Annotated in this window: 32 protein-coding genes and 1 pseudogene; 13 read left to right on the plus strand and 20 right to left on the minus strand. The window is 71.7% G+C overall.

Going from position 1 to position 26,547, the window contains the following annotated elements; genetic code table 11:
• The first annotated feature begins 80 nt into the window (after positions 1-80).
• From ACOKGD_RS09680 to ACOKGD_RS09690, 3 genes are read left to right on the plus strand one after another with little or no spacing between them, the layout of a single operon-like run.
• Complete coding sequence (locus ACOKGD_RS09680; protein WP_342334377.1) at positions 81-1,973, plus strand: penicillin-binding transpeptidase domain-containing protein; 1,893 nt, start codon at positions 81-83, stop codon at positions 1,971-1,973.
• Between the two features lie 7 nt (positions 1,974-1,980).
• On the plus strand, positions 1,981-2,352 hold the full coding sequence (locus tag ACOKGD_RS09685) for a VOC family protein (RefSeq protein ID WP_342334376.1): 372 nt from the start codon (positions 1,981-1,983) through the stop codon (positions 2,350-2,352).
• A 7-nt stretch (positions 2,353-2,359) separates the two neighbouring features.
• Positions 2,360-2,650, plus strand: coding sequence for a DUF1905 domain-containing protein (locus tag ACOKGD_RS09690; protein WP_342334375.1), 291 nt, complete (start codon positions 2,360-2,362; stop codon positions 2,648-2,650).
• A 71-nt stretch (positions 2,651-2,721) separates the two neighbouring features.
• Here ACOKGD_RS09690 and ACOKGD_RS09695 read toward each other — a convergent pair whose 3' ends face one another.
• On the minus strand, positions 2,722-3,528 hold the full coding sequence (locus tag ACOKGD_RS09695; protein ID WP_421355040.1) for a G5 domain-containing protein: 807 nt from the start codon (positions 3,526-3,528) through the stop codon (positions 2,722-2,724).
• A gap of 855 nt (positions 3,529-4,383) precedes the next feature.
• Positions 4,384-5,268: pseudogene (locus ACOKGD_RS09700) on the minus strand (AraC family transcriptional regulator).
• 183 nt (positions 5,269-5,451) lie between these two features.
• On the opposite strand from ACOKGD_RS09700, the gene ACOKGD_RS09705 reads away from it, so the two are divergent.
• Positions 5,452-6,027 (plus strand): 1-acyl-sn-glycerol-3-phosphate acyltransferase, encoded by a 576-nt coding sequence (locus tag ACOKGD_RS09705; RefSeq protein WP_342334373.1) that lies wholly within the window; start codon positions 5,452-5,454, stop codon positions 6,025-6,027.
• A 14-nt stretch (positions 6,028-6,041) separates the two neighbouring features.
• On the opposite strand, the gene ACOKGD_RS09710 is transcribed toward ACOKGD_RS09705, so the two are convergent.
• Genes ACOKGD_RS09710 through ACOKGD_RS09740 form a run of 7 tightly spaced genes read right to left on the minus strand, consistent with a single transcriptional unit; the run spans position 6,042 to position 10,401 of the window.
• Positions 6,042-6,611: a dihydrofolate reductase family protein gene (locus tag ACOKGD_RS09710; protein WP_342334372.1), complete on the minus strand. Its 570-nt coding sequence runs from the start codon at positions 6,609-6,611 to the stop codon at positions 6,042-6,044.
• A gap of 38 nt (positions 6,612-6,649) precedes the next feature.
• Positions 6,650-7,228, minus strand: coding sequence for a putative immunity protein (locus ACOKGD_RS09715; RefSeq protein ID WP_421355122.1), 579 nt, complete (start codon positions 7,226-7,228; stop codon positions 6,650-6,652).
• A 9-nt stretch (positions 7,229-7,237) separates the two neighbouring features.
• Positions 7,238-8,065, minus strand: coding sequence for an endo alpha-1,4 polygalactosaminidase (locus ACOKGD_RS09720; protein WP_342334371.1), 828 nt, complete (start codon positions 8,063-8,065; stop codon positions 7,238-7,240).
• Between the two features lie 8 nt (positions 8,066-8,073).
• Complete coding sequence (locus ACOKGD_RS09725) at positions 8,074-8,880, minus strand: GNAT family N-acetyltransferase (RefSeq protein WP_342334369.1); 807 nt, start codon at positions 8,878-8,880, stop codon at positions 8,074-8,076.
• A 50-nt stretch (positions 8,881-8,930) separates the two neighbouring features.
• A complete protein-coding gene (locus ACOKGD_RS09730) occupies positions 8,931-9,485 on the minus strand; it encodes a GNAT family N-acetyltransferase (protein ID WP_342334368.1) in 555 nt (184 codons plus the stop codon).
• A gap of 29 nt (positions 9,486-9,514) precedes the next feature.
• Positions 9,515-10,204, minus strand: coding sequence for a hypothetical protein (locus ACOKGD_RS09735; protein WP_342334367.1), 690 nt, complete (start codon positions 10,202-10,204; stop codon positions 9,515-9,517).
• A 26-nt stretch (positions 10,205-10,230) separates the two neighbouring features.
• Positions 10,231-10,401 carry a hypothetical protein gene (locus tag ACOKGD_RS09740; RefSeq protein WP_342334366.1) on the minus strand — a complete coding sequence of 57 codons (171 nt, stop codon included), beginning with the start codon at positions 10,399-10,401 and terminating at the stop codon, positions 10,231-10,233.
• 193 nt (positions 10,402-10,594) lie between these two features.
• On the opposite strand from ACOKGD_RS09740, the gene ACOKGD_RS09745 reads away from it, so the two are divergent.
• From ACOKGD_RS09745 to ACOKGD_RS09760, 4 genes are all read left to right on the plus strand, one after another.
• Entirely contained in the window at positions 10,595-10,957 is a 363-nt protein-coding gene (locus ACOKGD_RS09745; protein WP_342334365.1) for a hypothetical protein, read from the plus strand.
• Between the two features lie 38 nt (positions 10,958-10,995).
• Complete coding sequence (locus ACOKGD_RS09750; RefSeq protein ID WP_342334364.1) at positions 10,996-11,319, plus strand: hypothetical protein; 324 nt, start codon at positions 10,996-10,998, stop codon at positions 11,317-11,319.
• Between the two features lie 108 nt (positions 11,320-11,427).
• Entirely contained in the window at positions 11,428-11,811 is a 384-nt protein-coding gene (locus ACOKGD_RS09755) for a VOC family protein (protein WP_342334363.1), read from the plus strand.
• Between the two features lie 91 nt (positions 11,812-11,902).
• On the plus strand, positions 11,903-12,430 hold the full coding sequence (locus tag ACOKGD_RS09760) for a GNAT family N-acetyltransferase (RefSeq protein ID WP_342334362.1): 528 nt from the start codon (positions 11,903-11,905) through the stop codon (positions 12,428-12,430).
• Between the two features lie 108 nt (positions 12,431-12,538).
• Here ACOKGD_RS09760 and ACOKGD_RS09765 read toward each other — a convergent pair whose 3' ends face one another.
• Positions 12,539-12,997, minus strand: coding sequence for an acetyltransferase (locus ACOKGD_RS09765; RefSeq protein ID WP_342334360.1), 459 nt, complete (start codon positions 12,995-12,997; stop codon positions 12,539-12,541).
• An 82-nt stretch (positions 12,998-13,079) separates the two neighbouring features.
• A complete protein-coding gene (gene ychF / locus ACOKGD_RS09770; protein WP_342334359.1) occupies positions 13,080-14,153 on the minus strand; it encodes a redox-regulated ATPase YchF in 1,074 nt (357 codons plus the stop codon).
• A gap of 72 nt (positions 14,154-14,225) precedes the next feature.
• On the opposite strand from ychF, the gene ACOKGD_RS09775 reads away from it, so the two are divergent.
• Together ACOKGD_RS09775 and rmuC are read left to right on the plus strand one after the other, a co-directional pair.
• A complete protein-coding gene (locus tag ACOKGD_RS09775) occupies positions 14,226-14,810 on the plus strand; it encodes a 3'-5' exonuclease (RefSeq protein ID WP_342334358.1) in 585 nt (194 codons plus the stop codon).
• Positions 14,811-14,863: 53 nt separating this feature from the next.
• Positions 14,864-16,174 (plus strand): DNA recombination protein RmuC, encoded by a 1,311-nt coding sequence (rmuC, locus tag ACOKGD_RS09780; RefSeq protein WP_342334357.1) that lies wholly within the window; start codon positions 14,864-14,866, stop codon positions 16,172-16,174.
• A 24-nt stretch (positions 16,175-16,198) separates the two neighbouring features.
• On the opposite strand, the gene ACOKGD_RS09785 is transcribed toward rmuC, so the two are convergent.
• Both ACOKGD_RS09785 and glpX read right to left on the minus strand, forming a co-directional pair.
• The gene (locus tag ACOKGD_RS09785; RefSeq protein ID WP_342334356.1) at positions 16,199-16,414 is read right to left on the minus strand and encodes a UDP-N-acetylmuramyl pentapeptide phosphotransferase; all 216 of its coding nucleotides are present in this window, start codon (positions 16,412-16,414) and stop codon (positions 16,199-16,201) included.
• 151 nt (positions 16,415-16,565) lie between these two features.
• A complete protein-coding gene (gene glpX / locus ACOKGD_RS09790; protein ID WP_342334355.1) occupies positions 16,566-17,543 on the minus strand; it encodes a class II fructose-bisphosphatase in 978 nt (325 codons plus the stop codon).
• 170 nt (positions 17,544-17,713) lie between these two features.
• Between glpX and fbaA the strand changes: the two genes are divergently transcribed.
• On the plus strand, positions 17,714-18,742 hold the full coding sequence (fbaA, locus tag ACOKGD_RS09795; RefSeq protein WP_342334354.1) for a class II fructose-bisphosphate aldolase: 1,029 nt from the start codon (positions 17,714-17,716) through the stop codon (positions 18,740-18,742).
• Positions 18,743-18,835: 93 nt separating this feature from the next.
• Here the strand turns inward: fbaA and ACOKGD_RS09800 are convergent, their stop codons facing one another.
• The 4 genes from ACOKGD_RS09800 to ACOKGD_RS09815 form a co-directional block, all read right to left on the minus strand.
• Complete coding sequence (locus tag ACOKGD_RS09800; protein WP_342334353.1) at positions 18,836-19,597, minus strand: SDR family oxidoreductase; 762 nt, start codon at positions 19,595-19,597, stop codon at positions 18,836-18,838.
• Between the two features lie 82 nt (positions 19,598-19,679).
• Positions 19,680-19,907, minus strand: a complete 228-nt coding sequence (locus tag ACOKGD_RS09805; RefSeq protein WP_342334352.1) for a hypothetical protein — start codon at positions 19,905-19,907, stop codon at positions 19,680-19,682.
• Complete coding sequence (locus ACOKGD_RS09810) at positions 19,904-20,812, minus strand: RNA polymerase sigma-70 factor (protein WP_421355041.1); 909 nt, start codon at positions 20,810-20,812, stop codon at positions 19,904-19,906. Before ACOKGD_RS09810 ends, ACOKGD_RS09805 begins: the two co-directional genes overlap by 4 nt.
• 96 nt (positions 20,813-20,908) lie before the next feature.
• Positions 20,909-21,847 carry an SDR family NAD(P)-dependent oxidoreductase gene (locus tag ACOKGD_RS09815; protein WP_342334349.1) on the minus strand — a complete coding sequence of 313 codons (939 nt, stop codon included), beginning with the start codon at positions 21,845-21,847 and terminating at the stop codon, positions 20,909-20,911.
• A gap of 87 nt (positions 21,848-21,934) precedes the next feature.
• Here ACOKGD_RS09815 and ACOKGD_RS09820 point away from each other — a divergent pair, with 87 nt between their 5' ends.
• Positions 21,935-22,471 (plus strand): TetR/AcrR family transcriptional regulator, encoded by a 537-nt coding sequence (locus ACOKGD_RS09820; RefSeq protein ID WP_342334348.1) that lies wholly within the window; start codon positions 21,935-21,937, stop codon positions 22,469-22,471.
• Here the strand turns inward: ACOKGD_RS09820 and ACOKGD_RS09825 are convergent.
• The 3 genes from ACOKGD_RS09825 to ACOKGD_RS09835 all read right to left on the minus strand — a co-directional run bounded on the left by ACOKGD_RS09825 (position 22,468) and on the right by ACOKGD_RS09835 (position 25,096).
• Positions 22,468-23,427 (minus strand): D-alanyl-D-alanine carboxypeptidase family protein, encoded by a 960-nt coding sequence (locus ACOKGD_RS09825; RefSeq protein WP_342334347.1) that lies wholly within the window; start codon positions 23,425-23,427, stop codon positions 22,468-22,470. The genes ACOKGD_RS09820 and ACOKGD_RS09825 overlap by 4 nt on opposite strands.
• A gap of 86 nt (positions 23,428-23,513) precedes the next feature.
• Complete coding sequence (locus ACOKGD_RS09830; protein WP_342334346.1) at positions 23,514-24,050, minus strand: DUF6264 family protein; 537 nt, start codon at positions 24,048-24,050, stop codon at positions 23,514-23,516.
• Positions 24,047-25,096 carry a 4-hydroxy-3-methylbut-2-enyl diphosphate reductase gene (locus tag ACOKGD_RS09835; RefSeq protein ID WP_421355123.1) on the minus strand — a complete coding sequence of 350 codons (1,050 nt, stop codon included), beginning with the start codon at positions 25,094-25,096 and terminating at the stop codon, positions 24,047-24,049. The genes ACOKGD_RS09830 and ACOKGD_RS09835 overlap by 4 nt, the downstream gene beginning before the upstream one ends.
• A gap of 134 nt (positions 25,097-25,230) precedes the next feature.
• Here ACOKGD_RS09835 and xseA point away from each other — a divergent pair, with 134 nt between their 5' ends.
• Entirely contained in the window at positions 25,231-26,547 is a 1,317-nt protein-coding gene (xseA, locus tag ACOKGD_RS09840; RefSeq protein WP_342334344.1) for an exodeoxyribonuclease VII large subunit, read from the plus strand.

Here is a 26,547-nt window from a genome sequence, read left to right on the forward strand (position 1 = left end):
CGCGAGCGGAGGTCCCCCGCGGTGTCCGACCCGCGTGGAAGGATGGCCGGGCACGGACGGCCGCGAAAGGACCCCGCCACATGCGCATCTCCCCCAGGATCGGAGGCGGCATCGCCGTGCTCGCCCTGCTGGCTCCGCTCGCCGGCTGCACCGACGCGAGCGCCGACCTCACCGCGAAGCTCGCCGACGAGCTGACGACGGCGCTGTCGAAGCACTCGCTCGCGGGAGTCGACCTCACCAACCCGGGGGCCACGGAGGTCTTCGATGAGCAGATCGCGGCGCTGGCCGACTACCCGGTCGAGGTGACGGCCGACGAGGTCGAGCGGGATGGCGGCAAGGGCACGGTCGAGCTGCACTGGGCGTGGGACATCGAGGGTCACCCGTGGGAGTACGACACAACGGCCGCGCTGATCGAGGACGACGACAAGCAGTGGCAGGTCGACTGGGCGACCGCCTCGCTGATCCCGGATCTCGCGCCGGATGAGCGGATCGAAGTGGCTCGCGAGTACGGCCCGCGCGCCGACGTGGTCGACGCGGCCGGCGCCCCGATCGTCACCATGCGCCCGGTCGGCCGCTACGGCCTCGACAAGGCGAACACGCCCGCCGATCAGGTGGGCCCGTCGGCCGAGGCGATCGCGACGGCGCTGGGGCTCGACCCGGCGGCGTTCCGCGCGACGGCCGAGGCGGCCGGCCCCGAGGCCTTCGTCGAGGCGCTTGTGGTGCGCGAGGGCCAGGAGGCGCAGTACGTCAAGCCGGAGTTCGCCTCGGTCCCGGGCGCGATCCGGGTGGCCGACGAGGTGATGCTGGCGCCCACGCGCACCTTCGCGCGCGAGATCATCGGCGTGGTCGGCGACGCGACGGCCGAGATCGTGGAGAAGTCGGACGGCGCCATCCGCGCCGGTGAGCGAGTGGGGCTCTCCGGCCTGCTCGCGGCCTACGACGACCAGCTGCGCGGCACCCCGACCGCGCGGATCGACGCGGTCGCCGGCGAGGAGCGGCGCGAGGTCATCTCGTGGGACGGCGAGGCGGGAGAGCCGCTGGTGCTCACGCTCGACCAGGCGATGCAGACGGAGGCGGAGCAGATCCTGGCGCCGCTGTCGGGCGAGGACGCCCCCGCCAGCGCACTGGTCGCGATCCGGCCGTCGACCGGTGAGGTGCTCGCCGCGGCGAACGGCCCGGGCAACGGCGGCATGAATGCCGCCACGGCGGGCGAGTACGCGCCCGGCTCGACCTTCAAGCTCGTCACCTCGCTGGCGCTGCTGCGATCGGGTCTCGCGCTCGACGACACCCTCAGCTGCCCCGAGACCCTCGATGTCGACGGGTACACCTTCCACAACTTCGACGACTACCCAGCCTCGGCTCTCGGCGACGTGAGCTTCCGCACGGCCCTCGCGAACTCGTGCAACACGGCGATGATCGGCGCGCGCGACCGCATCGAGGGCGATGCGCTGACCGCCGCGGCGCAGACGCTCGGCCTGGGGAAAGCCCCGGAGCTCGGCTTCCCGGTATCGCTCGGCACCGTGCCCGCGCCCGAGGGCGAGACCGAGAAGGGTGCCGATCTCATCGGTCAGGGCCGCGTGACGGCGTCCCCGCTCGGCATGGCCACGGTGGCCGCGTCGATCGCGGCGGGCGAAACCGTTGTGCCGAACCTGGTCGAGGGCAAGACCGCCAAGGCGGCGCCGAAGGCCCCGCTAACGGCTGACGAGGCGGCGTCGTTGCAGCAGCTGATGCGCGCCGTTGTCACCGAGGGGTCGGCGACGTTCCTCGGCTCCATCCCGGGCGAGCCCGTCGGCGCCAAGACCGGCACCGCCGAGTACGGCGAGGCCGGGGCGGGGGCCGACGGCGGCTACGCGAAGCACAGCTGGATGATCGCGACGCACGGCGACCTCGCGGTGGCGGTCTTCGTCGAGACCGGCGTCTCGGGCGCGCAGACGGCGGGCCCGCTAATGCAGGCGTTCCTGGAGAAGTGGTGACGAACGCATGTCCGGCGGCCTGAGGATCGAGCTGTTCGTCGCCGACCTCGACGCGTTCGTCCGGTTCTATACGGGCGTCCTCGGGTTCGACGTCGTGACGGATCAGCGGGTCGAGCAGCAGCCCTACGTCTTCCTCCGCCTGGGCGAGGCGCGCATCGGCGCGGTTCCGTCGTGGGAGGAGGTCTCCCCCGACGTGCGCCACACCCCGCGTGGGCCGGAGATCGTGCTCGAGGTCGACGACCTCGCCGCGGCCCGCGACCGGGTGCGCGAGTCCGGCTGGCCGGTGGCCGAGGATCTGCGGGAGCGCCCGTGGGGCCTCGCCGATTTCCGGCTGCACGACCCCGACGGCCACTACCTGCGCGTCACGACGCGGCGGTGATGCGGTCATGTGGACGTTCGAGGCCGAGCTGATCAGCTGGCGCGGACCCGCGCCGTATGTGTTCGCTCCCCTGTCGCCCGAGATGTCGGCCGACGTGAAGGAGGCGGCCCGCGGGCTTGTGTACTGGGGCCAGGTGCCGGTCATCGCGCGCATCGGCGAGACCGAGTTCGACACGGCGATGTGGCCGAAGGACGGCCGCTTCCTGCTGCCGATCAAGGTCGCCGTGCAGCGCGCCGAGCGCATCGACATCGGCGACACCGTCACGGCGACGATCCGCCTCTCCGGCGAGCGCCGCTGATCCTCACGACGCGACGAGCAGCGCCTGCGGGGCGGCTGCCTCAGGACGGATCGGCGGTTGCCGCCGTCGGATCAGCTCGGCTCGCAGGCGTATCCGTCGCCGTCACGGTCGAGGTCGTAGACGTCGGTGCCGACGATGCGGGCGACACCGCCGAAGTACGACGGGCCATTGCCGCTGCCGCCCGCGCAGTCGACATCGCTGTCGATGGGAACACACGCCTCTGCGTAGTTCGAGTCGCAGCCACCGCCCGCGGAGCCGGCAACGGGCGCGGGCGCGGGCGGAGGCGGTGGTGCGACATAGGTCCCGTTCGCGATCACACGGTCGACCGGCGGTGTGGACACGACATCGGAGACGACCGACCGCTCCGTCTCCGTGCCGTCGATCTCGGTGACCCGATACGTGATCGTGCGCTCCCCCGGGGAACCCTCGGTCACAACGCGCGTCTGTCCGGCGGGGAGGTCCGCGTCGTCGACGGTCGACTCCGCGAAGGCGATCGACTCGACCACGACCTCCTCGCGGTACTCAGGAGTCGGGGTGGGTGTCGCACTCGGCGCAGCCTTCACCGTGCGTGCGGGGCGAGGCGCGGGCGTGCTCTTCTCGGCGTCGGGCTTCTGCACGGCGGCCGTCCCGGTGAACGTCGATGCCTCGGCCTGCGGCGCGGGCGATGCTCCGGCGACGGCGACGGCGGCGCTGCCGCCGGCCAGGACGAGCGCTGCCATCGCGATGGCGCTCATCCCGACGGCCGATTTCCGGGAGCGGAAGCGCAGCCATGTCCGCTTCCCCTTCGCCCAGCCAACGATGCTGATGACCAGAACCGCAAGCGCTGCCGGCAGTGCGACGAAGGGAAACGCCACCGTGAGCCCGATGCCGACCGCCACAATGAGCAGCCAGCCCCACCACGGGACGCCTCGCCGGGAACCCGATCCTGATCGCTTGTCGCTCATCGTCTGCCTGTCACACGGAATCGAAGGAAATCGATCCGCATTCAAGCAGGGCATATGTGCCGTCAGGAACGGGCCGTCTCCGGCCGCCCGAGAATCCGGTGCTCCGCGAGCGAGCAACCCGAATCACGACATCCGGGACACCGTCACCGCGACGATCCGCCTCCCCGGCGAGCGCCGCTGATCCTCACGACGCGACGAGCAGCGCCTGCGAGGCGGCTCGCTTGATGCGGGTGAGCAGCCAGTCCTGCTGCAGCTTGGTCTGGCTCTCGCAGTCCACCGTCACCGCCAGCAGCTCCTCGTCGCAGGGCGAGCGCCGCCTGCTTGACCACCGTCCAGGTCGTGTCGACGAACGAGACGAGCATGCGGACGTCCTGCAGGTCGCGCAGCAGGGCGAGCGCGCCCGTCCGGCTCTCGCTCATGGCCTCGAGCCGGAAGCGCTCGGGCTCCGAGTCCGGCTGCTCTCCGTAGCGCTCGACGATCGGGGCGAGGCGCCGCTCGTGCTCGTCGCACTGCTGCGCGAGCGAGTGGCACAGGTGGTAGACGTCGGGTTCGTCCCCATGCCCGTCGGCGAGCTGGCGGAACGACTGCGCGAGCGCGCCCTCTCCCCCGTGCAGAAGCCCGAGCCGGCACGGAACCAGGATCGGCGGGGCGCGACGCGGAGGTCGTGGGCTCGGGCGCCGGGCCCTTGTCGCACCTCCGCCGAGAGTCTGGGCCCCCGGGTGCGGCGCGGAAAGCCGCTCGACGGGGGTGCGCGCGTGTGGGAGCATTCCCCGTCGAGCGGCTTGCGGATCAGCCCCGCTCCACCGGCATCCAGAGCTCGCAGGTGGCCGTCGAGAAGTCCGGCGCCCGGTCCAGGATCGCGACGATCGAGGGCCCGGGGCGCAGTCGCCACGGGTTCGACGGGAACCACTCGGTCGCCGTCGCCGCCCACGCGGCCTGCAGCGCCGCCGGGTGCTCGCCCGCGGTGCGGAACACCGCCCACGCGCCGGCCGGCACCTCGATGGCGTCGAGGTCGTCGGGGATGCGAGTGTCGGCCGCGACCGCGACGCCGTGCAGGTAGGTGAGCTCGGATCCCTCCGTCGCATCCGGGTCGACGTCGGCCGTCACCTGCAGCAGCCCCGCCGGTTCGGTGTCGGACAGCTGCTTGAGGCGGGCGTGCTCCTCCGCGGGCAGCGCGGCGATGTGCGCCTAGATGTGCGGGTTCACACCCTCGTAGATCAGCGGCACGCGCGCGGCGTGGCCGATCAGGCGGAAGGCGGGTCGTTCGGTGATGCGGGCATCCATGGGGGTGCTCCCTTCGACGGTCAGGCGGAACCTGAGCTGTGGCCAGTTGCGAAAGGGGCCGCCGTCACGACGGACGTCGCCGTGACTCGCGCCGTGCACGGCCCGGAACGCCCGACCGAACGCCTCGGTCGACCCGTATCCGTACCGGACGGCGATCGTCAGCAGATCCTCGTCGCCGATCACGTCGGCCGCGGCGACGGTCATCCGCCGCCGCCGCACGTACTCGGACACCGGCATGCCCGCGAGCGACGAGAACATCCGCCGCACGTGGTACCCGGTGGTGCCCATCGCGCTCGCCAGGGCCTCGACGTCGATGTCGTCGCCGAGGTTCTGCTCGATCTCCGACACCAGCCGATTGAGGATCTCGATCACGGTGGCTCCCTTCCTCATCGACTCTCGCCCGGAGCAGGATCCGGCCGCCCGACTTTCGCGGTCCGATCCGATCGTCTCGCGGCCGGGTGCGCTCCGTCGGAGATATCCCTTCCGTCGGGGCGAACGACCGGATCCGGCCCCGACGCTGAGGATTCCTCCTACGGAATGCGCGCGCAAGGCGGATCCGCTTACCGTGGACGGATGATCCGTCGCCTCCTCGCCCGCGCGTTCTGGCGCCTGAGCCCCTGGAAGCTCGTCACCGAGCCCGCACCCACGCGGCCGACCGTGCTCATCGGGGCCCCGCACACATCCAACTGGGACTTCGTCCTGATGCTCGCCATCGCCTGGGATCTCGGGATCGAGCTGCATTGGCTCGGCAAGAAGAGCCTGTTCCACGGCTGGCGGGCCCCGATCATGCGCGCCCTCGGTGGCATCCCCGTCGACCGCGCCGACCCGGGCGACGTCGTGCGCGGGGTCGTCGACCGCGTGCGCGCGGGCGAGGTCTTCGGCCTCGTGGTCACCCCGGACGGCACCCGCGGGCCCCACACGCACTGGAAGTCGGGCTTCTACCGGATCGCCCGCGAGACCGGCATGCCCGTCACGCTCGGCTACGTCGATCGCACAACGATGACGACGGGCCTCGGGCCCACCATCCAGCTCACGGGCGACGTGCGCGCCGACATGGATGTCGTCCGCGCGTTCTACGCCGACAAGGCCGGCTACACCCCCGCGGCCCGGGTAGAGCCGCGGCTGCGCGAGGAGGGCCCGGCGGCCTGACCGACGGCGCGCCGCTACTCGCGCGGCCGGTAGTGCAGCAGCACCGTGCCGTTGTCGAAGACGCGCTGCTCGACGAGCTGGAGGCCCTGCCGGACGTCGTTCGGGATCGCCTGCAGCCCCCCGCCCACGATCATCGGCACCACGAAGAACCGGTAGTCGCGCACGAGGCCGGTGCGGATCGCGGGCGCCGCGGTCGTCGGGCCGAAGATCTCGACCTCTCCGGGGGCGGCTTCCGCGATGCCCCGGATCTCGTCGATCTGCAGGTCACGCACGAGCCGGGCGCGCGATCCGAGCTCGTCCTCGCCGAGCGTCGACGACGCGACGACCAGCTCGAGCTCGCACCATCGCCGCGCGAACTCGCGCTCGTCATCGCCCCAGACCTCCTCGGCCGGATCCGGCTCGGCCTCCCAGTACCGCATCAGCCGGTACGTCCGGCGCCCGAGGATCTCGACGGAGACGGCGTCCATCCGTTCGACGTGGAAGCGGAAGACGTCGTCGCCCGGCGCCGACCAGTTGAAGTCGCCGTCGGCGTCGGCCGCGTATCCGTCGATCGAGACAGTCGCCGTGTAGCTCAGGGTGCCCATGGCGACATGGTGGTCTGCGGCGGCGGTCGCCGCAAGGATCACACCGGGGTCGAGCCGATCTCGGCCTGGATGGCCCGGATCGCGGCGCCCGGAACACCCCGCGATAGCAGCCCCTCCCCCAGTGGGCCGGATGCGTCGGCGCCGAGCGGCGGCAGCTGCGCCAGGATCGCGCGCTCGTCGGCGGTCAGCTGCCCCAGCTGCCAGCGGATCTCCTCATCGACGGCGTCGGGCCGCTCCGGACTCGCGAGCGACACCGCCTTCGCGGCGTAGGCGGCCGCCCCCAGAGCGTGCGCGCCCATGTGCGCCACCGCGGACGCCTGCCCTACCGAGCGAGCGGCCGCGGCGCCGGCCGCGGTGGTGGCCGCGTTCGCCTCCGAGCCCGCGCGGAACCGCTTGCTGATCTCCTCCGCGGCGGTGCTGCGTCCCTCGGCGTACGCCCGCGTGCGTTCGACGGCATCCCGGACGGCCACGATCGAGGTCTCGTCGGCATTGGACAGCGGCAGCACGCGCTCGGCGCACACGAGCGCCCACCGCGCGACCGCGCGGCGCTCCGCGTCGCTCAGGGTCTGGATGGATGCCAGCCGGTCATGATGGCGAACGCGGCGGGATCCGTCCAGGCGAGGCGGTCAGCAGGCCTCGTAGAGATGGTCGGCGTCGCCCGCGGCGACGAGGTCGCGGTCCCGGAGGATGGTGAGCGGCGAGCGATCGGGCTGCCCGCACACCTCCTCGAAGGTCGCGGATCGGTCGGCGAGCGAATCGGGGTACTCGATCTGCAGCACGTGATCGCCGTACACCTCGGTGTAGGCCGCGCATTCGTCCCAGGCGCCGCACTCCTCGGTGACCGCGAAGTCGAACCCGAGCTCGGTGTGGGCGATCCGCGTGATCTCGGCGGCGTTCTTCTGAGCGATCGCCAGCCCCGCGGTGTGCGCACGCTCGACGTAGGCCTTCGCGAGGTCATGGGCACCGGCCTCGTCGATCTCGTCGAAGCGGGTCCAGGTGTCGAGGTTGTCGATCTCGACGGCGTCGAAGCCGTCGTCCGCGCAGCCGTCGATGACGGGTCCGACCAACTCGAGGATCGCTGCGCGCTGCTCCGACGTCGACGGGTCGAGGATGTTCTCATCGGGCCAGGCCGGATCCACCACCAGCCCGCCGTCGGCGTTGTGCAGCAGCACCTCGGGCCGATCCTGCCACCGCTCGTCGCCGGGCTGGGTCTGGAACCCGTTGACGTAGCAGACGCTGTAGGCGCCCTCCAGCGGCGCGGCCGTCGCGTCGCGCACCACGACGTCGATGTCGACGGGTCCGTCCGCGGTGTCGACCCGGTCGTAGACCCCGCCGAGCTGGTAGTCGAAGACTCCGCTCGTCGGGGGCAGCGCGGGATCCGCCGCCGCTGATCCGCTCGCGCAGCCCGTCAGCGCCGCGGTGGCGGCCAGAACGAGGCCGAGGGCTCGCATCATGCGGGCGCTCACGCTGCGGTCACGAGCTGGGCGCGGCGCCACAGGTAGGGAGTGGTCGTCGAGACCTTCCGCAGTCCCGAGCGTTCGAGGATCGGGCGCGAGAACTCCGTCGAGTCGCTGTGGATGAGCGTCTTGCCGAGGGCAAGGGCCGAGCGGGCGCGGGCGGCGGTGAGCGCGCGGTAGATGCCCTTGCCGCGCCACTGCTCGAGCGTCGCGCCGCCCCAGATGCCCGCGAAGCTCGTGCCCGCGACGGGTTCGAGTCGCCCGGCGCTGACGATCGCGCCGTCGGCCTCGGCGACCCACAGCTCCATGCCGTCCTCCGCCGCCAGGCGGCGCAGAACCCCTTCGGCGTAGTGATCCGAGGCCTCCTCGCCGAAGGCGCGATCCTGCATCGCGCACATCGCGCGCACGTCTCGCTCGCTGCGCACCTGGCGCAGGGTGACGCCCGCGGGCAGCGGCACGTCGACCACCAGCGCCTCGGCCTCGCCGAGCATGATCGACTCCGGCTCATCGGGAACGAAGCCGTGCGAGACGAGGGCGTTGTGCAGGCCCGGCGCGCGATCATGGCCCCGCGTCTTCCACTCGACCCGCTCGACCGCGGGGTGGGCCTCGAAGAACGCCCGGGCCGCGGCGACCAGCCGGCCGATGCGCGTCTCGTCGGCCTCGCCGAGGTCGCGATAGGTCACGAACCCGCGAGCGTCGGCGAACTCGACGAGCCGCAGCGGTCCGAGTCGCGTCACGGAGACGGCGCTCGGGGTCTCGGCGTCGGTGCGGAGCTGGTCGTCGTAGGCCTGCAGCAGGGTGGTGGTGTCCATCCCGCTCACGCTAACCCGGCGCGCCCGATCCCCCCTAAGCGCGAGGGCTGCTACCACGCCCGACCGCGCAGATCGACGAGTCCCGGAGGCCAGGCGCCGCGCACCGACCCCACGGGCAGGATCAGCAGCGGCTGACCCGGCAGATCCTCGACCGGGGTGCCGTCGCGCGCGACGGAGCGCTCCGCGGCGGCGATGCGCTGCCAGCCGCAGGCCTCGTAGAACGGCACCACGTCCTCTCGGCACCCGAGGTAGCCGAAGTCGATGCCGCCGGCCTCCGCCATCGAGTGCGCGAGGGCCGTCATCAGCCTCTCGCCGAGGCGCAGCCCGCGGGCGGACGCCGACACGAGCACTCCCCCGACGCCCGCGATGACGACACTCGCACCGCCGACCGAGATCTCCCGCCGCCCCCACCCGGCATGGCCGACGACGACGCCGTCGGCGGCGCAGGCGATCACGTGCACGTCGTGCGGGGCGTAGCCGTACGGCTGCGCCGGATCCCACGGCCCGAAGTCGGCCAGGTACTCGGCGTCGAACAGCCGCCGGATCCGGGTGAGGTCGGCCCGGGTCAGGGCCTCGCGGCGCACCACGTCGACGACCGGATCCATCCCCTCACGCTACGGGGTCGGCGAGGGGCTCAGCCGCGCTGCGCGGCGCGGTAGCTCGGGTCGCGCAGCCTGCGCACCCACGGGTAGGTGGTCGACCCGGGAAGCGGATGGCCCACCGGATCGAAGCGGAGCCCGGCCGAGTCCCCCACGGCCGCAGGACGGAGCACGAGGTCGGCGAAGGGGTGCCACCTGCCGGTGGGCGCCGCCTGGTACAGCCGGACCCGCCACGGCCGCTGCTCGATCGACCGGCGGAGCGCGCCGAGCTCTGCCGGGAGCACGCGCACGGGGACGCTCCGGGCGCAGATCAGCACGGGTCCCCGCGCCGAGCGGTACGGCAGGAGGCTCCCGAACGTCGCGCCCGTCGCCGAACGCCGTGGCACGAGGAGGAACCGGGACGGGAAGCCGATGCCGGTGGTCGCGAGCAGCACATCGGCATGCTCACCGTCGGCGGCGTGGAATCGCACGGCGAGCCCGAGCACGTCGGGAAGCGCGTCGGGCAGTCCGACCCCTCGGGACAGCCGCGCGGTCACCTTGAGCGGCGCGTCCGGGCCCTGGTCGATCCAGCCGATGCCCGACGGCGCCGCATCGCGAATCCAGGTGGCCTGCCCCGTCAGCACCAGGCCCTGAGGATGGATCGGACGAGGATGGCGCAGGCGCCGGAGCAGGGAGAAGAGGCCGCGCAGCGCGCTGCCGAGGATCGAAGTCAGTCCCGCGCGCATGCCTGGTGTCGTCCTCGATCCGGACGTCACTCGATGTGGCCACTGTGATCCGCGACGTCCGGCTCTGCGCGGAGAACGTCTGCGATCTCCTCCTCCGGGCGCGGTGCGATCGTCTCGTCGTCCTCCAGCTCGGGGATGGTCGACTCGTCAGGCGTCGGGATGTGGTGGGGCGCGATGTCGTGGCCGTCGGCGGTCATCGGGATCCTCTCTCGCGGGAGCCTCAGGCTACGCGGAGAGGCGTCGGGTGACCAGCCGCTTGCGCCGTTCGCCCGTTTCGGGACGACGACCCGAAACGGACCGCTACCGCGTTCGGCCGCCGATCTTTTCCGCCCCGGGGCGCCGCATGTCGCTACTGTGACGATGAGTCGCCGCACCGAAGGAGCAGCACCCGTGCCCCCCATCACGAAGATCACCACGCCGATGGTCGCTCTGGCCCTCGGCGTGATGACGCTTGCCGGGTGCAGCGCCGCCACGGAGCCCCAGGCCGCCGAGCAGGCACCGCAGGCCTCTCCCGCTGCGGCCGCGGCTGCCACCGAGCCGGTCGCCGGGGCGACTCCGACGCCGCACCCGGACGAGCCGGAGACCTGCGCTCGCCTGTCCGAGGTCATCAGCTACACCGACGATTGGCACCTGGAGCGGAGGCAGCCCCTCATCGACCTGGGCGCTCGGGAGTTCGCGCAGGGTGAGGTGACGTTCGACGAGCTCGGCGCCCCGCGACGTACACCGTCGAGCCCGGCGACGTCGAGGCCGTGATCGCCGAGAGGCTCTGCGCGTACCCGAACCTCGGCTCGATGAATCACGTGCGCGACCTCTCCCCCGGACAGGTGCTCTGGCTCACCCCTAACCCCGACACCCCGTGGATCAGCTTCTACGCCCCGAGCGACGCGCCAGCGGGCTTCCCCCAGATCCCCTACCAGGACGCCATCACGGCCGCGGGCGCCGCGGTCGACGCGGGCGACATCGACACCGTGCGGTCGATCTGGAACAACACGCTCGCGGGCATGTTCACCGACGAGGAGACCATCCGCGCGATCCAGCAGGTGGTCGACGCCGGCGACCCCGACGCGCTGCGCCAGCTCTTCTCCTGCCCCCGCGCCTCGACGCGATCCGGCTGATCCGCCGCGCGGAGAGCCGCGCTTCTTGCGAACCCGCACGGCGTCGAGGACGATCTGACCACTGGGCGGTGCGCAGAGGCATCGACCTCGACGAAAGGACGTGCACACGTGGACTGGAAGCTCGAGCTGATCGCCGTGCCGGTGAGCGACCTCGACCGGGCGAAGGACTTCTACGTCGGTATCGGCTTCAACGCCGACCACGACCACACCGTGTCGGAGGAGGTGCGCTTCATCCAGCTCACGCCGCCGGGCTCGGCCTGCTCCATCGTGCTCGACACCAACTTCACCGAGATGCCCCCTGGCTCGGTGAAAGGACTCCAGTGCGTCGTGAAGGATGCCGCGGCGGCGCGGGAGTCCCTGCTCTCCGCAGGCGTCGAGGCGAGCGACCTGGACGAGCAGGCTTGGGGGATCTTCGTGCACTTCTCGGACCCCGACGGAAACACCTGGGCACTGCAGCAGCTGCCCGAGTGGTCGCCGAGCTACCAGGGGTGAGCCGGCTGCGCGCGCAGCGGCGCTCGGCCACCGCACGGATCAGACGTTGAAGCGGAACTCCACCACCTTCCGAAGCCGAGCAACCCTTACAGTGCCCGCCCTGCCGACGAGACCTGACATCCGCGCCGCCTGCCCCGGAGACATCCCGGCGATCGGCGCGGCCCTGCACGCGTATCTCGCGCAGACCGAGAGAGAGAAGACGACGCACGACGCCGGCGGGCAGCTTTCGCCCGCAGGCGAGCTTCCCGAGCGGTACCGTGCCGAGGTCCGGGATCCGATCAGCGCCCTGGCCGGCTGCCGTGTCCTCGTCGCGGACCTGGATGGCCGTTTGGCCGGCGTTGTTGTGCTGAAGCCGGGCGCCGAGTCGGTCGAGATCAAGCGTCTCTGGGCGTCACCGGATGTGCGCGGTCACGGAATCGGATCGGCACTGCTCGACGCGGCGATCGGTGAGGCCCGAGCCCTCCCCGTGATGCTCACGGTCTGGGACTGGCGCCAGGACGTGATCCGGCTCTACGCATCGCGCGGATTCGAGCAGGTCGCATCCTGGGACGAGCGACCGCGACTCGTCTGCATGCGGCTCGCTCCGGGCGGCTCGCCATCACGTCAGCCGTCCCCCTGAAGCACCTCATCGCGCTCAGCTCGACGCGCGCCCAGCTCGCGCAATGCCGGCGCGTCCGTTCGTGCTGAGGCGAGGGTTACGAGCGCACCGCGCAGCGCGCCGTGCGGGTCATCCAGCGCACCGTCCGGCGAGGGACAGATGAAGAAGCGGGTACGGGCGTCCCGCCTCGTCCACCTCGCTCCGCCCCGTCACACGGAAGCCGTTGCGCTCGTAGAAGCGAGCTGCGCCCGCGTTCTGCTCGTTCACGTCGAGCGCGACGACCTCCTGCTCCGCGACGACGTGCTCGAGCAGCATCCGCCCCACACCGCGCCCGCGCTGCGCCGCCTCGACGAACAGCATCTCGAGGCGCCCGCCAGCGGTACCCGCGAAGCCGACGATCCGCCCATCCGCCTCGGCGGCGGTGAGGAGCACCTGCGGCAGATAGTCCGACTCCAGCACCGACTCGATCTGCCGTCGATCCTCCTCCGCGAGGAAGTCATGCGTCGCGCGCACCGCGCTGCGCCAGATCCCGACCAGGCGCGGGTACTCCGTGGAGCCGGCCACCGGGCGGATCATCACAGACGTCATCAGATCTCCTCCTCGCGGACGGATCAGGCGCGGGACGGGATCCCGCCGGCGAGACAGCGAGTCTCTCCCGCAGGGCGCGTCCTCAGACGTTGAAGCGGAACTCCACCACGTCGCCGTCCTGCATGACGTAGTCCTTGCCCTCGATGCGGACGCGGCCCTTGGCCTTGGCCTCGGCCATCGAGCCCGCCTCGTCGAGATCCGCGAACGCGACGACCTCGGCCTTGATGAAGCCGCGCTCGAAGTCCGAGTGGATGACGCCGGCGGCCTGCGGGGCGGTCGCGCCCTTGCGGATCGTCCACGCGCGCGACTCCTTGGGGCCGGCGGTGAGGTAGGTCTGGAGACCGAGCGTCTCGAAGCCGACGCGGGCGAGCTGGTCGAGGCCGGACTCCTCCTGGCCGAGCGACTGCAGCAGCTCGAGGGCCTCGTCGGGCTCGAGGCCGATGAGCTCGGACTCGACCTTCGCGTCGAGGAAGACGGCCTTGGCCGGCGCCACGAGCGCGGCGAGCTCGGCCATGCGACCGGCGTCGCCCAGCACACCCTCGTCGACGTTGAAGACGAACAGCGTGGGCTTGGCGGTGAGCAGGCCCAGCTCGCGGATCGGCGCGACGTCGAAGCCGGCCTGGAACAGCGTCTTGCCGGTGTCGAGCACGGCCTTCGCCTCGTTCGCGGCGGCGAGGACGCCGGCGTCGACCTTCTTGCCCTTGACCTCCTTCTCGAGGCGCGGGATGGCCTTCTCGAGGGTCTGGAGGTCGGCGAGGATCAGCTCGGTGTTGATGGTCTCCATGTCGGAGACGGGGTCGACCTTGCCGTCCACGTGCACGACGTCGCCGTCGTCGAAGGCGCGCACGACCTGCGCGATCGCGTCGGCCTCGCGGATGTTGGCGAGGAACTTGTTGCCGAGGCCCTCGCCCTCGCTCGCGCCGCGCACGATGCCGGCGATGTCGACGAACGAGACGGGGGCCGGAAGGATCCGCTGCGATCCGTGGATCTCCGCGAGACGGTGCAGACGCGGATCCGGCAGCTCCACCACGCCCACGTTCGGCTCGATCGTCGCGAACGGGTAGTTCGCGGCGAGGACCGAGTTCTTGGTCAGGGCGTTGAAGAGCGTCGACTTGCCGACGTTGGGAAGACCGACGATTCCGATGGTAAGAGCCACGGGAGACCAGTCTACGCGGGCGCTCGCGGCGCGCCTGGCAGGATCCCGCGCGGCGGCGCTCAGACTCGAAGCGTGGCTCTGGACTTCACCGCGATCGACTTCGAAACCGCCAATGGATCGCGCGCCTCGGCGTGCCAGGTCGGGCTCACCAAGGTGCGGGGCGGCAAGGTCGTCGAGACGGCGGGCTGGCTGATCCGCCCGCCGGCCGGGCACGACGACTTCCTCGAGTGGAACACCCGGATCCACGGCATCACGGCCGACGACGTCATCGACGCCCTCACCTGGGACGAGCAGATCGAGGATCTGATCGGCTTCGCGGAGGACGACGTGCTCGTCGCCCACAACGCCAGCTTCGACATGGGCGTGCTGAAGGCCGCGTGCGAGGTCACCCGCTTCGACCTTCCCGCGTACCGCTACGCCTGCACGCTGCAGGTCGCGCGCAAGGTCTACCAGCTGCCCTCGTACCGCCTGCCCGTGGCCGCGGAGGCCGCGGGGTTCACCGGCTTCGCCCACCACGATGCCGTCGCCGACGCCCTGGCGTGCGCGCACATCCTCATCGACGCCGCCCGCCGTTCGGGCGCCGACGACATCGACGGGCTCTCCGGTCTCATCGGCGCGCGCGTGAACCGCATCCAGCCGGCCGTCATCGCCGCCTGACCCCCGCGGGGCGCCGCGCCCGGATTGTCGGTGGTCCCGCGCATGATGGGCGCATGGACGCACTCAGCCCCCTGCTCGTGATCGTCGCCCTCCTCGTGGGGGTCGCGCTCGGCTGGCTCGCTCGCACGGGTCGTGCGACCAGCGAGACCGCGGGCATCCGCGAGGCCCTCGCGGCGCGCGAGGCCGAGACGACGGCGCTGCGCCTCGCCCTGGAGCGGGAAGAGGATCTGCGGCGCGACGCGATCGCGCACGCGCAGTCCGAGCGCGCCGAGGCCGACGAACGCGCCCGCCGCGAGAGCGCCGTGCTGACCGCGCTCTCGCCCGTCCGCGAGAGCCTGCACCGCATGCAGCAGCGCGTCGACGAGATGGAGCGCGAACGCCACAGCCAGTTCGGCACGATCGCCGAGCAGCTGCGCCGCGCCCAGGTCTCGGACGAGGCCCTCCGCGCCACCACCGAGTCGCTGGCCGGTGCCCTGCGCTCGACCACCGCTCGTGGAGTCTGGGGCGAGACCCAGCTGCGCCGGGTCGTCGAGTCGGCCGGCCTCGTGCGTCACGTCGACTTCGACACCCAAGCCGTGCTCACCGGCGACGACGTCTCCGGCCGCCCCGACATGGTGGTGCACCTGCCCGGTGACAAGGCCATCGCGATCGACGCGAAGGCACCGCTCGACGCGTTCCTCGACGCCGCCGCCATCGCCGACACCGTCGGCGGTGACGACGCGCGCCGGCGCCGCGAGCTGCTGAAGCAGCACGTCAAGGCCGTCCGCAGTCACGTCGACGCCCTCGCCCGCAAGGCCTACTGGGCGGGGCTCCCGTCGAGCCCCGAGTTCGTCGTCTGCTTCCTGCCGAGCGAGTCGATCCTCGCGGTCGCACTCGATGAGGATCCGACGCTGCTCGAGTACGCGTTCTCGAAGCGCGTCGCCCTGGCCTCCCCCGTGAACCTCTTCGCGGTGCTGAAGACGGTGGCGTACGCGTGGACGCAGCAGGAGGTCTCCGACGAGGCGCGGACGCTGTTCACCCTCGGCAACCAGCTGTACGAGCGCCTCGGCACGCTGGCGCAGCACGCCGACGGGCTGCGCCGTGCCATCGAGCGCACCGTCGACAGCTACAACAAGTTCGCCGGATCGCTCGAGTCGCGTGTGCTCGTCACCGCGCGCCAGTTCCCCGGCATCGACGAGACGAAGCTCGCCGCCATGCCCGAGCCGCGGCCCCTCCACGCCCCGGTCCGCCGCCTGTCGGCCACCGAGCTCATCGACATCGACGACGAGAGGCCGGACAACGGACCGACGTCCGCGCCGATCACCGCGCCAATCACCGAGTCGATCGCCGAGCGGCTCGATCCGTCGCGGATCGGCTCCGACTGATCGGGCGAGGTCAGCGCCGCGAGGTCACCCGGGGATGAAGCTCAGCAGGGCCGTGACGGCGCCGGAGAACCCGACGAAGGCGCCCACGAACCACCAGGCGCTGGGCTCCTGACCGGGAGCGCGACGCACGCGCAGCAGGACGTCCGGGCGACGTGCCGGATCGTAGACCGGCTGAGTCCCGGTGACCGAAGCGGCCTTCGCCGCAGGTGTGTGCTGAACCGGCGCGTGCTGAACCGACATGCTTCGCCCCCTGCTGTAACCGGAAAAACGCTCTCGCCATTGTCTCAGAAGGATCCTCCGAAGTCGGTCACAGCTCCGTCACGCGGGAGTCGCGCCGCGGGCACTTGTCCCCGCGCGGCCGGGGCTCAGCCGCGCGCCGGGGCGCCCCGCCCTAGAGCCACTTGGAGACGAGGTGGTCGGACGAGATGCGACGCAGCGTGCCCGAGTGGCTGCGCAGCACCACGCTCTCCGTGTACACGTAGTCGCCCTGGCGGCGCACACCGGCGACGAGCTGGCCGTCGGTGACCCCCGTCGCCACGAAGAGCGTGTTGTTGCCGGCGACCAGGTCGTCCGCCTCGTAGACGTGGTCCATCTTCAGGCCCGCGTCGATGCCCTTCTGCCGCTCCTCGTCGTCGCGCGGCCACATACGGCCCTGAATGTGGCCGCCGAGCGCCTTGATCGCGCAGGCGGTCACGATCCCCTCCGGGCTGCCGCCGACCCCCACGCACATGTCGGTGCGGGCGTCGTGCCGGGCCGCATTGATGCCGCCGGCGACGTCGCCGTCGCTCATCAGGCGCGTGCCGGCCCCCGCGGCGCGGATCTCGTCGATGAGCGTGTCGTGGCGCGGACGATTCAGCACCGAGACCACGAGCTCCTCGACCGGCTTGCCCAGGGCGCCCGCGAGGCGACGGATGTTCTCGCCGATCGGCAGGCGGATGTCGACGACCCCGACGCCGGCGGGGCCGGTGACGAGCTTGTCCATGTAGAAGACGCTCGACGCGTCGAGCATGGTGCCGCGATCCGACATCGCGATCACCGAGAGCGCGTTCTGGCGCCCCGCCGCGGTCAGGGAGGTGCCGTCGATGGGGTCGACCGCGATGTCGTACGCGCGGCCATTGCCCGTCCCCACGTGCTCTCCGTTGTAGAGCATGGGCGCGTTGTCCTTCTCGCCCTCGCCGATCACGACCACCCCGTCGAAGTCGACGGTCGACAGGAACGCCCGCATGCCGTCGACGGCCGCGCCGTCCGCCTCCTCCTTGGCTCCGCGGCCGATGAAGGGCACGGCGCGGATCGCGGCCGCCTCCGTCGCGCGGACGAGCTCCAGGGCGATGTTGCGGTCGGGGTGCAGCGTGGCCAGATCCGGTGTCATGCGGTCAACGTATTGCTATCCCTCGTCGGATTTCCGGGGTGGGGGCGCAAAGGAATCGCGATTCTTGCGAGATCGGCAATTCCCCGCCGCTCCGACACCGATCCGACGGCATGAACTCCCGACTTTCCCTAGACTGGCGCTGATTCCCGAACGACTTTCAAGGAGCTCACATGGCCTTCGCCACCCCGGATCAGTACGCAGAGATGCTCGACCGAGCGAAGGCCGGCGGCTTCGCCTACCCCGCGTTCAACGTCTCGAGCTCGCAGACGATCAACGCCGTGCTCCAGGGTCTGCAGGAGGCCGGCTCGGACGGCATCCTCCAGGTGACGACCGGCGGCGCCGACTACTTCGCCGGGCACACCATCAAGAACCGCGCCGTGGGCGCACTCGCGATGGCCGACTACGTCAAGCGCGTCGCGCAGTCCTACGACATCACCGTCGCGGTCCACACCGACCACTGCCCGAAGGACGCCCTCGACAGCTTCCTGCTGCCGATCCTCGCCGCGAGCGAGGAGCAGTTCCAGCAGACCGGCGCCCCCATCTTCCACTCGCACATGTGGGACGGCTCGGCCGTGCCGCTCGACGAGAACATCGAGATCGCCAAGAGCCTGCTCCCCCGCACGAAGAACATCGGCTCGATCCTCGAGATTGAGGTCGGCGTCGTCGGCGGCGAGGAGGACGGCGTCGTCCACGAGGGCTCGAACGAGGCCCTCTACACGACCGTCGCCGACGTGGCGCAGGCCGTCGAGGCCCTCGGTCTCGGCGAGAACGGCCGCTACATCTCGGCCCTCACCTTCGGCAACGTGCACGGCGTGTACAAGCCGGGCGGCGTGAAGCTCCGCCCGGAGCTGCTCGGCGAGATCCAGGAGGGCATCGCCGCCCAGTTCGGCACCGGCGCCAAGCCCCTCGACCTCGTCTTCCACGGCGGCTCGGGATCGACGGACGAGGAGATCGCCACGGCGGTCGCCAACGGCGTCATCAAGATGAACATCGACACCGACACGCAGTACGCCTTCACGCGTGCGGTCGCCGGCTACATGCTCGCCAACTACGACGGTGTGCTGAAGGTCGACGGCGAGGTCGGCAACAAGAAGCTCTACGACCCCCGCGCCTGGGGCAAGGTCGCCGAGACCGCCATGGCCAAGCGCGTCATCGAGGCGACGCAGCAGCTCGGCTCCGCGGGCAAGTCGCAGCGCTGATCCGCTGAACCGCAGAACGCCCCCGGCTCCCGCAGGAGACCGGGGGCGTTCCGCGTTGTGCGCCGAGGTGATGACCGGGCTCGGCGCACCGCCTCACGCGCGGGGAGGGTTGGCGGGCAGCCACTGGTCGAGGCGCGTCTCGAAGATCCACGCGTCGCCGTCGAACGGCACCAGCGTGCGCTCCTCGATGACCGCGCCGTAGTACGGCGCCGTGTCGTCGCGCACCACCGTGCGGGGGTCACGACGGAAGGCGAGGGCACGACGCGCCCACTCGTCCATGCCGAAGGCCTCGGGACCGGCGATCTCGATGTCGCCGACGGGGCGCTTGCTGGCGGCCGTGTCGGCGACGGCAGTGGCGACGTCGTCTGCCGCGATGGGCTGCACAAGCGCGCCAGGCAGATGCACAACGCCGTCGACCATCGAGATGTCCGCGATGCTGCCGACGAACTCCATGAACTGCGTGGCATGGACCAGCGAGTACGGCACCCCGGACTCGCGGATCAGCTTCTCCTGCGCGACCTTCGCCGCGAAGTACGGGATGTTCTGGGGGCGCTGGGTGCCGACGATCGTGAGCGCGACGTGGTGCGTGACACCGGCGGCCTTCTCGGCGGCGAGCAGGTTGGCCGTGCCGGTGGTGAAGAACTCCAGCACGTCCTGCGGGGCGAACGAGGGCGAGTTCGACACGTCGACCACAACGTTCGCGCCCGCCAGCGCCTCGTCCAGCCCCTCGCCCGTCAGCGCGTTCACGCCGGAGTTGGGCGAGGCGGCGATCGCCTCGTGACCCAGCGCCTGCAGCTTAGAGACGACCTTAGAACCGATGAGGCCGGTGCCTCCGATGACCACGATCTTCGCCATTGCCTTGCCTTCCTGTCTGCGCGGCCGCCCGGTTGCGGCCCCTGCAGTGGTGACCGGGCAGCCCGCGGTCGTGTGACAGGCCTCAGCGATTCCAGTCGCTCAGGCGGTCGGGATCCGCGATGATCCAGGCCCGCTCCAGACCGTCCTCGCAGACCTCGAGCGGCAGGATCGCCATGGTGCGGCCCCGGCTGCGGATCGCGATCCCCGGCGCGCCGTTCACGTGCACCGTCTCGACGACGGCATCGGGATCGGCGGCGCGGTAGCCGAGCAGGAAGACCTCGAGTTCGCGCTCCCCGCGGAGCTCCATCACGCCGCTTCGACGTGGGCGAGCTTGTCGGGGCTCATCACCCACAGCAGGCGCGTGATGCCGTCGGCCGAGGCGGTCAGCGTGAGCATCGTGGTCACCCGGCCGTTCTCGCTGAGGGTCACGGCGGGCTGGTCGTTCACGCGCGTCCAGCCGATCTCCTTGCCGATCCAGAAGTGCGACGAGAACGCGGCGACGAACTTCGCCACCCGGCTCGCGCCGAGCACGGGGATGCGCGCGGCGAGCTTCACGCCATTGCCGTCGGTCCAGCTGCCCGCGTCCGCGGCGAACAGCGCCTCGAGGTCCGACGCCTCGCCGCGCTGCGCGGCCGCGAGGAAGGCCTCGAGCAGGCGGCGCTGGTCCGGCTCGGGGGCGGTGACGCGCTTCTCGGAGGCGAGGTGCTTGCGGGCACGGCTCACCAGCTGGCGCGCCGAGGCCGGCGTCGCCTGCAGGATCTCGGCGATCCTGTCGTACTCGTAGTCCAGTGCCTCCCGCAGCACGTAGGCGGCGCGCTCATTCGGCGTCAGCTTCTCAAGCAGGATCAGGATCGCGAACTGCAGCGCCTCGCCGCGCTCGGCCCCGAGAAGCGGGTCGTCCTCGGTGTTCACCGGCTCGGGCAGCCAGGGCCCGATGTAGGTCTCGCGGCGGGTGTGGGCCGACTGCAGGGCGTTGATCGACACGCGCGTCGTCACGGTGGTGAGGAAGGCGAGGGGCTCGCGGATGCCGGATCGGTCGGTCCCCTGCCAGCGGATCCAGACGTCCTGCAGCACGTCCTCCGCGTCCGCGACGCTGCCGAGCATCCGGTAGGCGATCCCGAAGAGACGCCGGCGGCTCTCCTCGAAGACACGGACGGCCTCGGCGATGTCGCCGCGGTCCACGTCGACGGACTCGTCATCACTCACGGTGCTCATACTCGCGTTGACCGGGCAGCCCGCGCATCTGTGACGGCTCGATATCCCGGGCGTGTCGCCGCCCGAGTCGCGCCGTGCGGCGGTGCGGCAGGCCCCTCAGCGACCCGCCGGCACGGGCAGCGCGACGCCGGCGAGGGCCTCGAGCTGGCGCCACAGCGCATCCGCCGCCGCACCAGGCGCCGCGGTGCGCGCGAGGGCCTCGGTGCGCACCGGGACACCGCGGATCCCGTTGCGCGGCCCGAAGAAGTCGCCGCCCTCGGCCTCGGGGTCCACGAGCGCTCGGACGCCCGGCCACGCGGCGGCATCCTTGCCCTGCGCCCACGGCGTGAACGGATTGCGCTGGTACGGGGTCGTGCGGTCGCGCACGCCGGGGCGCTGCGGTGTCCGCGCGTCGACCCCGACACCGGGGTGCGACAGGATCGAGCGCACGGGCAGGTCGGCCGCGCGCAGGCGGCGGTCCAGCTCGTGCGCGAACACCTCGGTGGCGGTCTTGGCCTGCGTGTAGGCCATCAGCGGGCTGCGGGGCACCTCACGCAGATCGGCGATCTGCCGCTCCCAGCGCTTCACGAATCCGGTCGAGGCGTGCACGATGCGGGCGTCTCGACCGGTCTCGCGCGCCGTGGCGACCAGACGCCCAAGCGTGCCGGCGACGAGCGCGAAGTTCGCCACGGTGTGCGTGCCGACCATCTCGGGCAGCCCATCGGCCGTCACGGCCCCGCGCGTCATCGCCATGGAACCGCCGTTGAGGAACACGCCCTCGAGCGCGGGGATCCGCGAGAGCTCGTCGGCGGCCCGAGCGACCGACGCCCGCGATCCGAGGTCGACCACCACGGTCTCGACCTCGGCCTGGGGTACCTGCCCGCGGATCGCGGCCCGAGCCGCATCGAGCTTGGCGGACGACCGCGAGGCCAGCACCACCCGGGCGCCGGCGTCGGCGAGCTGCTCGGCGGCGAAATAGCCGATGCCGGCGGTCGCACCGGTGACGGCGTAGGTGCGTCCCGCCAGGTCGGGCAGGTTGCGGGGGTCCCAGGTCATGACGTCTCCTCGTGAATCGGATGATCTATCCGCTTCACCGTACCCCGAGAAACGGATCATCGATCCGTTTCATGACAGAATGGGTCCATGGCCGAGCCGCGCTCCGATGTCGTCCGCAACCGCGGGCGGATCCTGGACGCCGCCCGCGCGCTGCCCCGCGGCGATCTGCGCCTGAACGACGTCGCCCGTCTTGCCGAGGTGGGAGTCGGCACCGTGTACCGGCACTTCCCCACCGCGCATGCGCTCGTCGAGGCCCTCGCCACCGACACCCTGCTGCGGATGCGCGACCTCACCCGCGAGGCCGCCGGCGATCCGGATCCGGCGGCCGCGCTCGAGCGCCTCATCACCGCCGCACTCGACCTGCAGCTCGCCGAGGGCGGCCTGCAGACGGTGCTGCTGTCCGGCGAGGACGAATCGGACGAGGTGCGCGAGGCCAAGGCCGAGCTGCTCTCGACCTGGGATGCGGTGCTGGGGCGCGCGCGCCGTGCCGGCGTCGTGCGGGCCGAGATCGACGCCGCGCGCCTGCAGCATCTGGTGTGCGGCCTCGAGCATGCCGTGCGCCTGAGCGCTCCGGGCGACCGCGACGCGCTGCTGGGTGTGCTGCTGCGCGGGATCCGCGCCTAGCCCTTCGGCGCGGCGCCGAGCTGTGCGGCGACGCCGTCGTACAGCGCGCGCGAGGCGGTGAAACGCGCCTCGTCGTCGGGCTGCGTCAGCACCACCGCGAAGACACGGACCGTCTGGTCGCCCACCGTCACGTCCTTCGCGGAGAGCAGGTTGGATCCCTCGAGCGTGCCCGTCTTGATGCCGAGCACGCCCGGATCGGCGAGCAGGTCGTTGGTGTTCTCGACGAGCCCCGCGCCCGGCAGCTCGGCCTCGGGCTGCGCGACGATCTCGGCGATGACGGCGTTCTCGAGCGCCAGTCGGCCGAGCCCGATCAGCGCCGAAGGGGTCGCGGTGTTCGCCGGGTCGAACCCGGTGGGCTCGGTGACGGTGATCTCCTCGAGGCCGTGCTCGGCGAGGAACTCCCCCGCCGCATGGGCGAAGGCCGAGTTGTCGCCCCAGATGTCGGTCACGAGGATGTCGGCGTAGTTGCAGGCCGACCCCAGCAGCATGCCCTGCAGCAGCTGGTACTCCGTCAGGATCCCCCCGGCCGGCACCGGCAGCGCCGACTGGTCGCGGGCCAGGTACTCCTCATACGAGTTGTTCCACTTCTCCACGAAGTGGTACTCGGTGCCGGCCTCGCCCACCGCCAGCGGCCGCTCGTCGAGCACCATCAGCGCCGTGATCAGCTTCGTGACGCTCGCCATGGCGTGGCGCTCGTCCGACGGGGTGAGCACCTCGCCATCGCCCACCGCGACGGCGGCGGCGCCCTCGGACGGCCAGGGCAGCGCGGCGGCATCGATCACGGGCAGCGTCAGCTCGCCGCGCGCGGCCTCCTCGGCGACGGCGGCCGGGGTGTCCCGGGGCCCCACGGCCGAGTTCGCGAACGTCGCGATGCCCGCCCCCAGCCCGACGGCGAGCAGCACGAACGCGCCGAAACGCGCGAGGCGCAGGCGTCGGGTGCGGCTGAGGGGGGTCATGACAGACGAAGTCTCACCGCCGCGGGGGCCGCAGCCGCGCAGGCGCACCGCGTTCTGGCGAACGGGCGCCGTGACGGATCGCCCGGTCAGGAGCCCTGCTGGCGCAGCAGCGCATCCAGGACGCCCGGGTCGGACAGCAGCGCGACCGACACCAGGATCCCGGAGACCAGGTTGAACACGAAGCCGCCGACGAGCGGGATCCAGAACACCGAGCGGAAACCGCGCCGGTGCGCCCGCCACGTCAGCCAGGCCGTCAGGGCCCAGCCGGCGATCAGCACGACCAGCGCGGCGATGCCCCAGCCGCCCGTGGTGGTGAGCCCGAGCTCGCTCGAATCGAGGCCGAGCATGTCCAGCAGCGGACGCGGATCCATCGTCGCGGGGGCGGCGTTGATGAGGCTCAGCAGCCCGTAGGCCAGCAGCGCGACCGCGACGGCGCGATCCAGGATCCGTCCGGACGTCAGGGCCTGACGCTTGGCGACCGGGTCGGGCTCGGTCGACTCGGGCCAGGCCACCGGGGGCACCGGCAGGGGGTGACGCACGTGCGCGGCCTGCTCGGCCGGCGTCGCGTACTCGCCGAACTGCGGGCGAGGACGCTCGCCGGCGGCATCACCCGGCAGGGTCACGATCGGATCCGGCCGCCGAGCGCGCGCTCGGTCTTCTGTCCGTTGATGTCCTGACGCAGCTCCTTGGGGAGCGAGAACATCAGATCCTCCTCGGCCGTGCGCACCTGCTCGACGTCGCGGTAGCCCGCGCCGGAGAGGGCCTCGAGCACCTCCTGCACAAGCACCTCCGGCACGGAGGCGCCGCTGGTGACGCCGACCGTCTCGACGCCGTCGAGCCACTCCTGGCGCACCTCGTCGGCGTAGTCGACGCGGTAGGCGGCCTTGGCGCCGTGCTCGAGGGCGACCTCGACGAGGCGAACGCTGTTGGACGAGTTCGCGGAGCCGACGACGATGACCAGATCGGCGTCCTTCGCGACCTTCTTGATCGCGACCTGACGGTTCTGGGTGGCGTAGCAGATGTCGTCGGATGGCGGATCCTGCAGCTCGGGGAAGCGGACGCGCAGGCGGCGGACGGTCTCCATCGTCTCGTCGACCGACAGCGTGGTCTGCGAGAGCCACACGACCCGGCTGGGGTCGGCGACCTCGATCGTGTCCGCCTCCTCGGGCGAGTTCACGATCGTGACGTGGTCGGGCGCCTCACCCGCGGTGCCCTCCACCTCCTCGTGGCCGGCGTGGCCGATGAGGAGGATGTGACGGTCGTCGCGCGCGAAGCGCACGGCCTCGCGGTGCACCTTGGTCACCAGCGGGCAGGTGGCGTCGATCGCCTGCAGGCCGCGGTCTGCCGCGGCGTTGACGACCGCGGGCGAGACGCCGTGCGCGCTGAAGACGACGTGCGCGCCCTCGGGGACCTCGTCGACCTCCTCGACGAAGATCGCGCCCATCGCCTCGAGCTCGGTGACGACGTGGATGTTGTGCACGATCTGCTTGCGCACGTACACCGGCGATCCGTAGCGCTCGAGCGCCTTCTCGACCGCGACGACCGCGCGGTCGACGCCGGCGCAGTAGCCGCGCGGAGCGGCGAGCAGCACCCGCTTGTGTCCGGAGACGGGGATATCCTGAAGCGGCTCCGTGCGGACCTGTGCACGACGTGCCGGAACCTGGGGCACGGGCAGCGAGATGGCGGTGGCGGTCACACATCGATTCTACGTGCGGGGCCCTGTACAGGCCCCGAGCGCGGATCCTCCCGAGCATCCGCCCAGGTGACCCGCCGCCCGATCCGATCGAGAGGAACGAGACAGACATGGCCGCGTTCCAGCCCGCCGTGATCCCCGGCGAGGCTCCTCCCGCCGACAGCGTCGCCCCGCGCGACTCGACGGCGGAGGCGCCCACGTCGATCGGCCGCCTCAACCAGACCATCAAGGGCTTCATCGAGCGCTGGGGATCGATCTGGGTCGAGGGAGAGATCACCTCGTGGAACGTCCGCGCGGGGGCGATCTACGCGCGCCTGAAGGACGTCCAGGGCACCGCCCAGATCTCCATCGTGATCTGGTCGAGCACCCGCAACCGGGTCCCGGCCGACCTGAAGATCGGCGATCACGTCGTCGCGTGCGTGAAGGCCGACTACTACGTCAAGGGCGGCGACTTCAGCTTCCAGGTCTCGGCGATGAAGCACGTGGGCCTCGGCGAGCAGCTCGAGAAGCTCGAGCGCCTGCGGGCGAAGCTGCGCGCCGAGGGCCTGTTCGACTCGGCGCGCAAGAAGCCGATCCCGTTCCTTCCGCACTGCATCGGACTCATCACCGGGCAGCGCAGCGACGCCGAGAAGGACGTGCACCGCAACGCCGAGCTGCGGTGGCCGCAGGTGCGCTTCCGCACCGAGCACGTCACCGTGCAGGGCGACCGCAGCGTTCCGGACATCCTGGCCGCCCTCGCGCGGCTGGACGCCGACCCCGAGGTCGACGTCATCGTCATCGCCCGCGGCGGCGGCGACCCGCAGACGCTGCTGGGCTTCAGCGACGAGCGCCTGCTGCGTGCGGTCGCGGCCGTGCAGACGCCGGTCGTCAGCGCGATCGGCCACGAGAACGACCATCCGCTGCTCGACGACGTCGCCGATCTCCGCGCGTCGACGCCCACCGACGCCGCCAAGCGCGTCGTCCCGGACGTCGGCGAGCAGCGCGCGATCGTCGCCCAGCTGCGCTCGCGCATGACGCTGCGGCTCACGCAGCGGATCTCGCACGACATCGCCCAGCTCGAGCAGCTGCGCTCCCGGCCGGCGCTGCGCGACCCGGAGCACGGGATCCGCACGCGCACGCAGGAGGTGTGGCAGCTGGTGAGCCGCGGCCGCGCGATCGCGGAACGGCGCATCGAGCAGGGCCTGCTCGGCACGGCCGAGCTGCGGGCGTCGCTGCGCGCCCTGTCCCCCGCGGCCACCCTCGCGCGCGGCTACGCGATCGCGCACACCGACAGCGGCGTCATCCTGCGCGATGCCGCGCAGGCACCCGCCGGCACGCGCCTCGTGGTGACCCTGGAGCGCGGCGCGGTCGCCGCGACCTCGGACGGCGAGGGCCCGGACGTCCGCGCCGCCTCGGCCCCGTCGGGAACGTCGGAAGCCGGAAAGTAG

The sequence above is a fragment of the Microbacterium phosphatis genome, from assembly GCF_049177115.1.
Classification (GTDB): Bacteria; Actinomycetota; Actinomycetes; order Actinomycetales; family Microbacteriaceae; genus Microbacterium; species Microbacterium phosphatis.

Coding starts and splice junctions, on each gene's coding strand:
- ACOKGD_RS09680 (WP_342334377.1), top strand. CDS start 81: ATGCGCATCTCCCCCAGGATCGGAGGCGGCATCGCCGTGCTCGCCCTG.
- ACOKGD_RS09685 (WP_342334376.1), top strand. CDS start 1,981: ATGTCCGGCGGCCTGAGGATCGAGCTGTTCGTCGCCGACCTCGACGCG.
- ACOKGD_RS09690 (WP_342334375.1), top strand. CDS start 2,360: ATGTGGACGTTCGAGGCCGAGCTGATCAGCTGGCGCGGACCCGCGCCG.
- ACOKGD_RS09705 (WP_342334373.1), top strand. CDS start 5,452: ATGATCCGTCGCCTCCTCGCCCGCGCGTTCTGGCGCCTGAGCCCCTGG.
- ACOKGD_RS09710 (WP_342334372.1), bottom strand. CDS start 6,611: ATGGGCACCCTGAGCTACACGGCGACTGTCTCGATCGACGGATACGCG.
- ACOKGD_RS09720 (WP_342334371.1), bottom strand. CDS start 8,065: ATGATGCGAGCCCTCGGCCTCGTTCTGGCCGCCACCGCGGCGCTGACG.
- ACOKGD_RS09725 (WP_342334369.1), bottom strand. CDS start 8,880: ATGGACACCACCACCCTGCTGCAGGCCTACGACGACCAGCTCCGCACC.
- ACOKGD_RS09730 (WP_342334368.1), bottom strand. CDS start 9,485: ATGGATCCGGTCGTCGACGTGGTGCGCCGCGAGGCCCTGACCCGGGCC.
- ACOKGD_RS09735 (WP_342334367.1), bottom strand. CDS start 10,204: ATGCGCGCGGGACTGACTTCGATCCTCGGCAGCGCGCTGCGCGGCCTC.
- ACOKGD_RS09740 (WP_342334366.1), bottom strand. CDS start 10,401: ATGACCGCCGACGGCCACGACATCGCGCCCCACCACATCCCGACGCCT.
- ACOKGD_RS09750 (WP_342334364.1), top strand. CDS start 10,996: ATGAATCACGTGCGCGACCTCTCCCCCGGACAGGTGCTCTGGCTCACC.
- ACOKGD_RS09765 (WP_342334360.1), bottom strand. CDS start 12,997: ATGACGTCTGTGATGATCCGCCCGGTGGCCGGCTCCACGGAGTACCCG.
- rmuC (WP_342334357.1), top strand. CDS start 14,864: ATGGACGCACTCAGCCCCCTGCTCGTGATCGTCGCCCTCCTCGTGGGG.
- ACOKGD_RS09785 (WP_342334356.1), bottom strand. CDS start 16,414: ATGTCGGTTCAGCACGCGCCGGTTCAGCACACACCTGCGGCGAAGGCC.
- glpX (WP_342334355.1), bottom strand. CDS start 17,543: ATGACACCGGATCTGGCCACGCTGCACCCCGACCGCAACATCGCCCTG.
- fbaA (WP_342334354.1), top strand. CDS start 17,714: ATGGCCTTCGCCACCCCGGATCAGTACGCAGAGATGCTCGACCGAGCG.
- ACOKGD_RS09800 (WP_342334353.1), bottom strand. CDS start 19,597: ATGGCGAAGATCGTGGTCATCGGAGGCACCGGCCTCATCGGTTCTAAG.
- ACOKGD_RS09810 (WP_421355041.1), bottom strand. CDS start 20,812: ATGAGCACCGTGAGTGATGACGAGTCCGTCGACGTGGACCGCGGCGAC.
- ACOKGD_RS09815 (WP_342334349.1), bottom strand. CDS start 21,847: ATGACCTGGGACCCCCGCAACCTGCCCGACCTGGCGGGACGCACCTAC.
- ACOKGD_RS09820 (WP_342334348.1), top strand. CDS start 21,935: ATGGCCGAGCCGCGCTCCGATGTCGTCCGCAACCGCGGGCGGATCCTG.
- ACOKGD_RS09825 (WP_342334347.1), bottom strand. CDS start 23,427: ATGACCCCCCTCAGCCGCACCCGACGCCTGCGCCTCGCGCGTTTCGGC.
- xseA (WP_342334344.1), top strand. CDS start 25,231: ATGGCCGCGTTCCAGCCCGCCGTGATCCCCGGCGAGGCTCCTCCCGCC.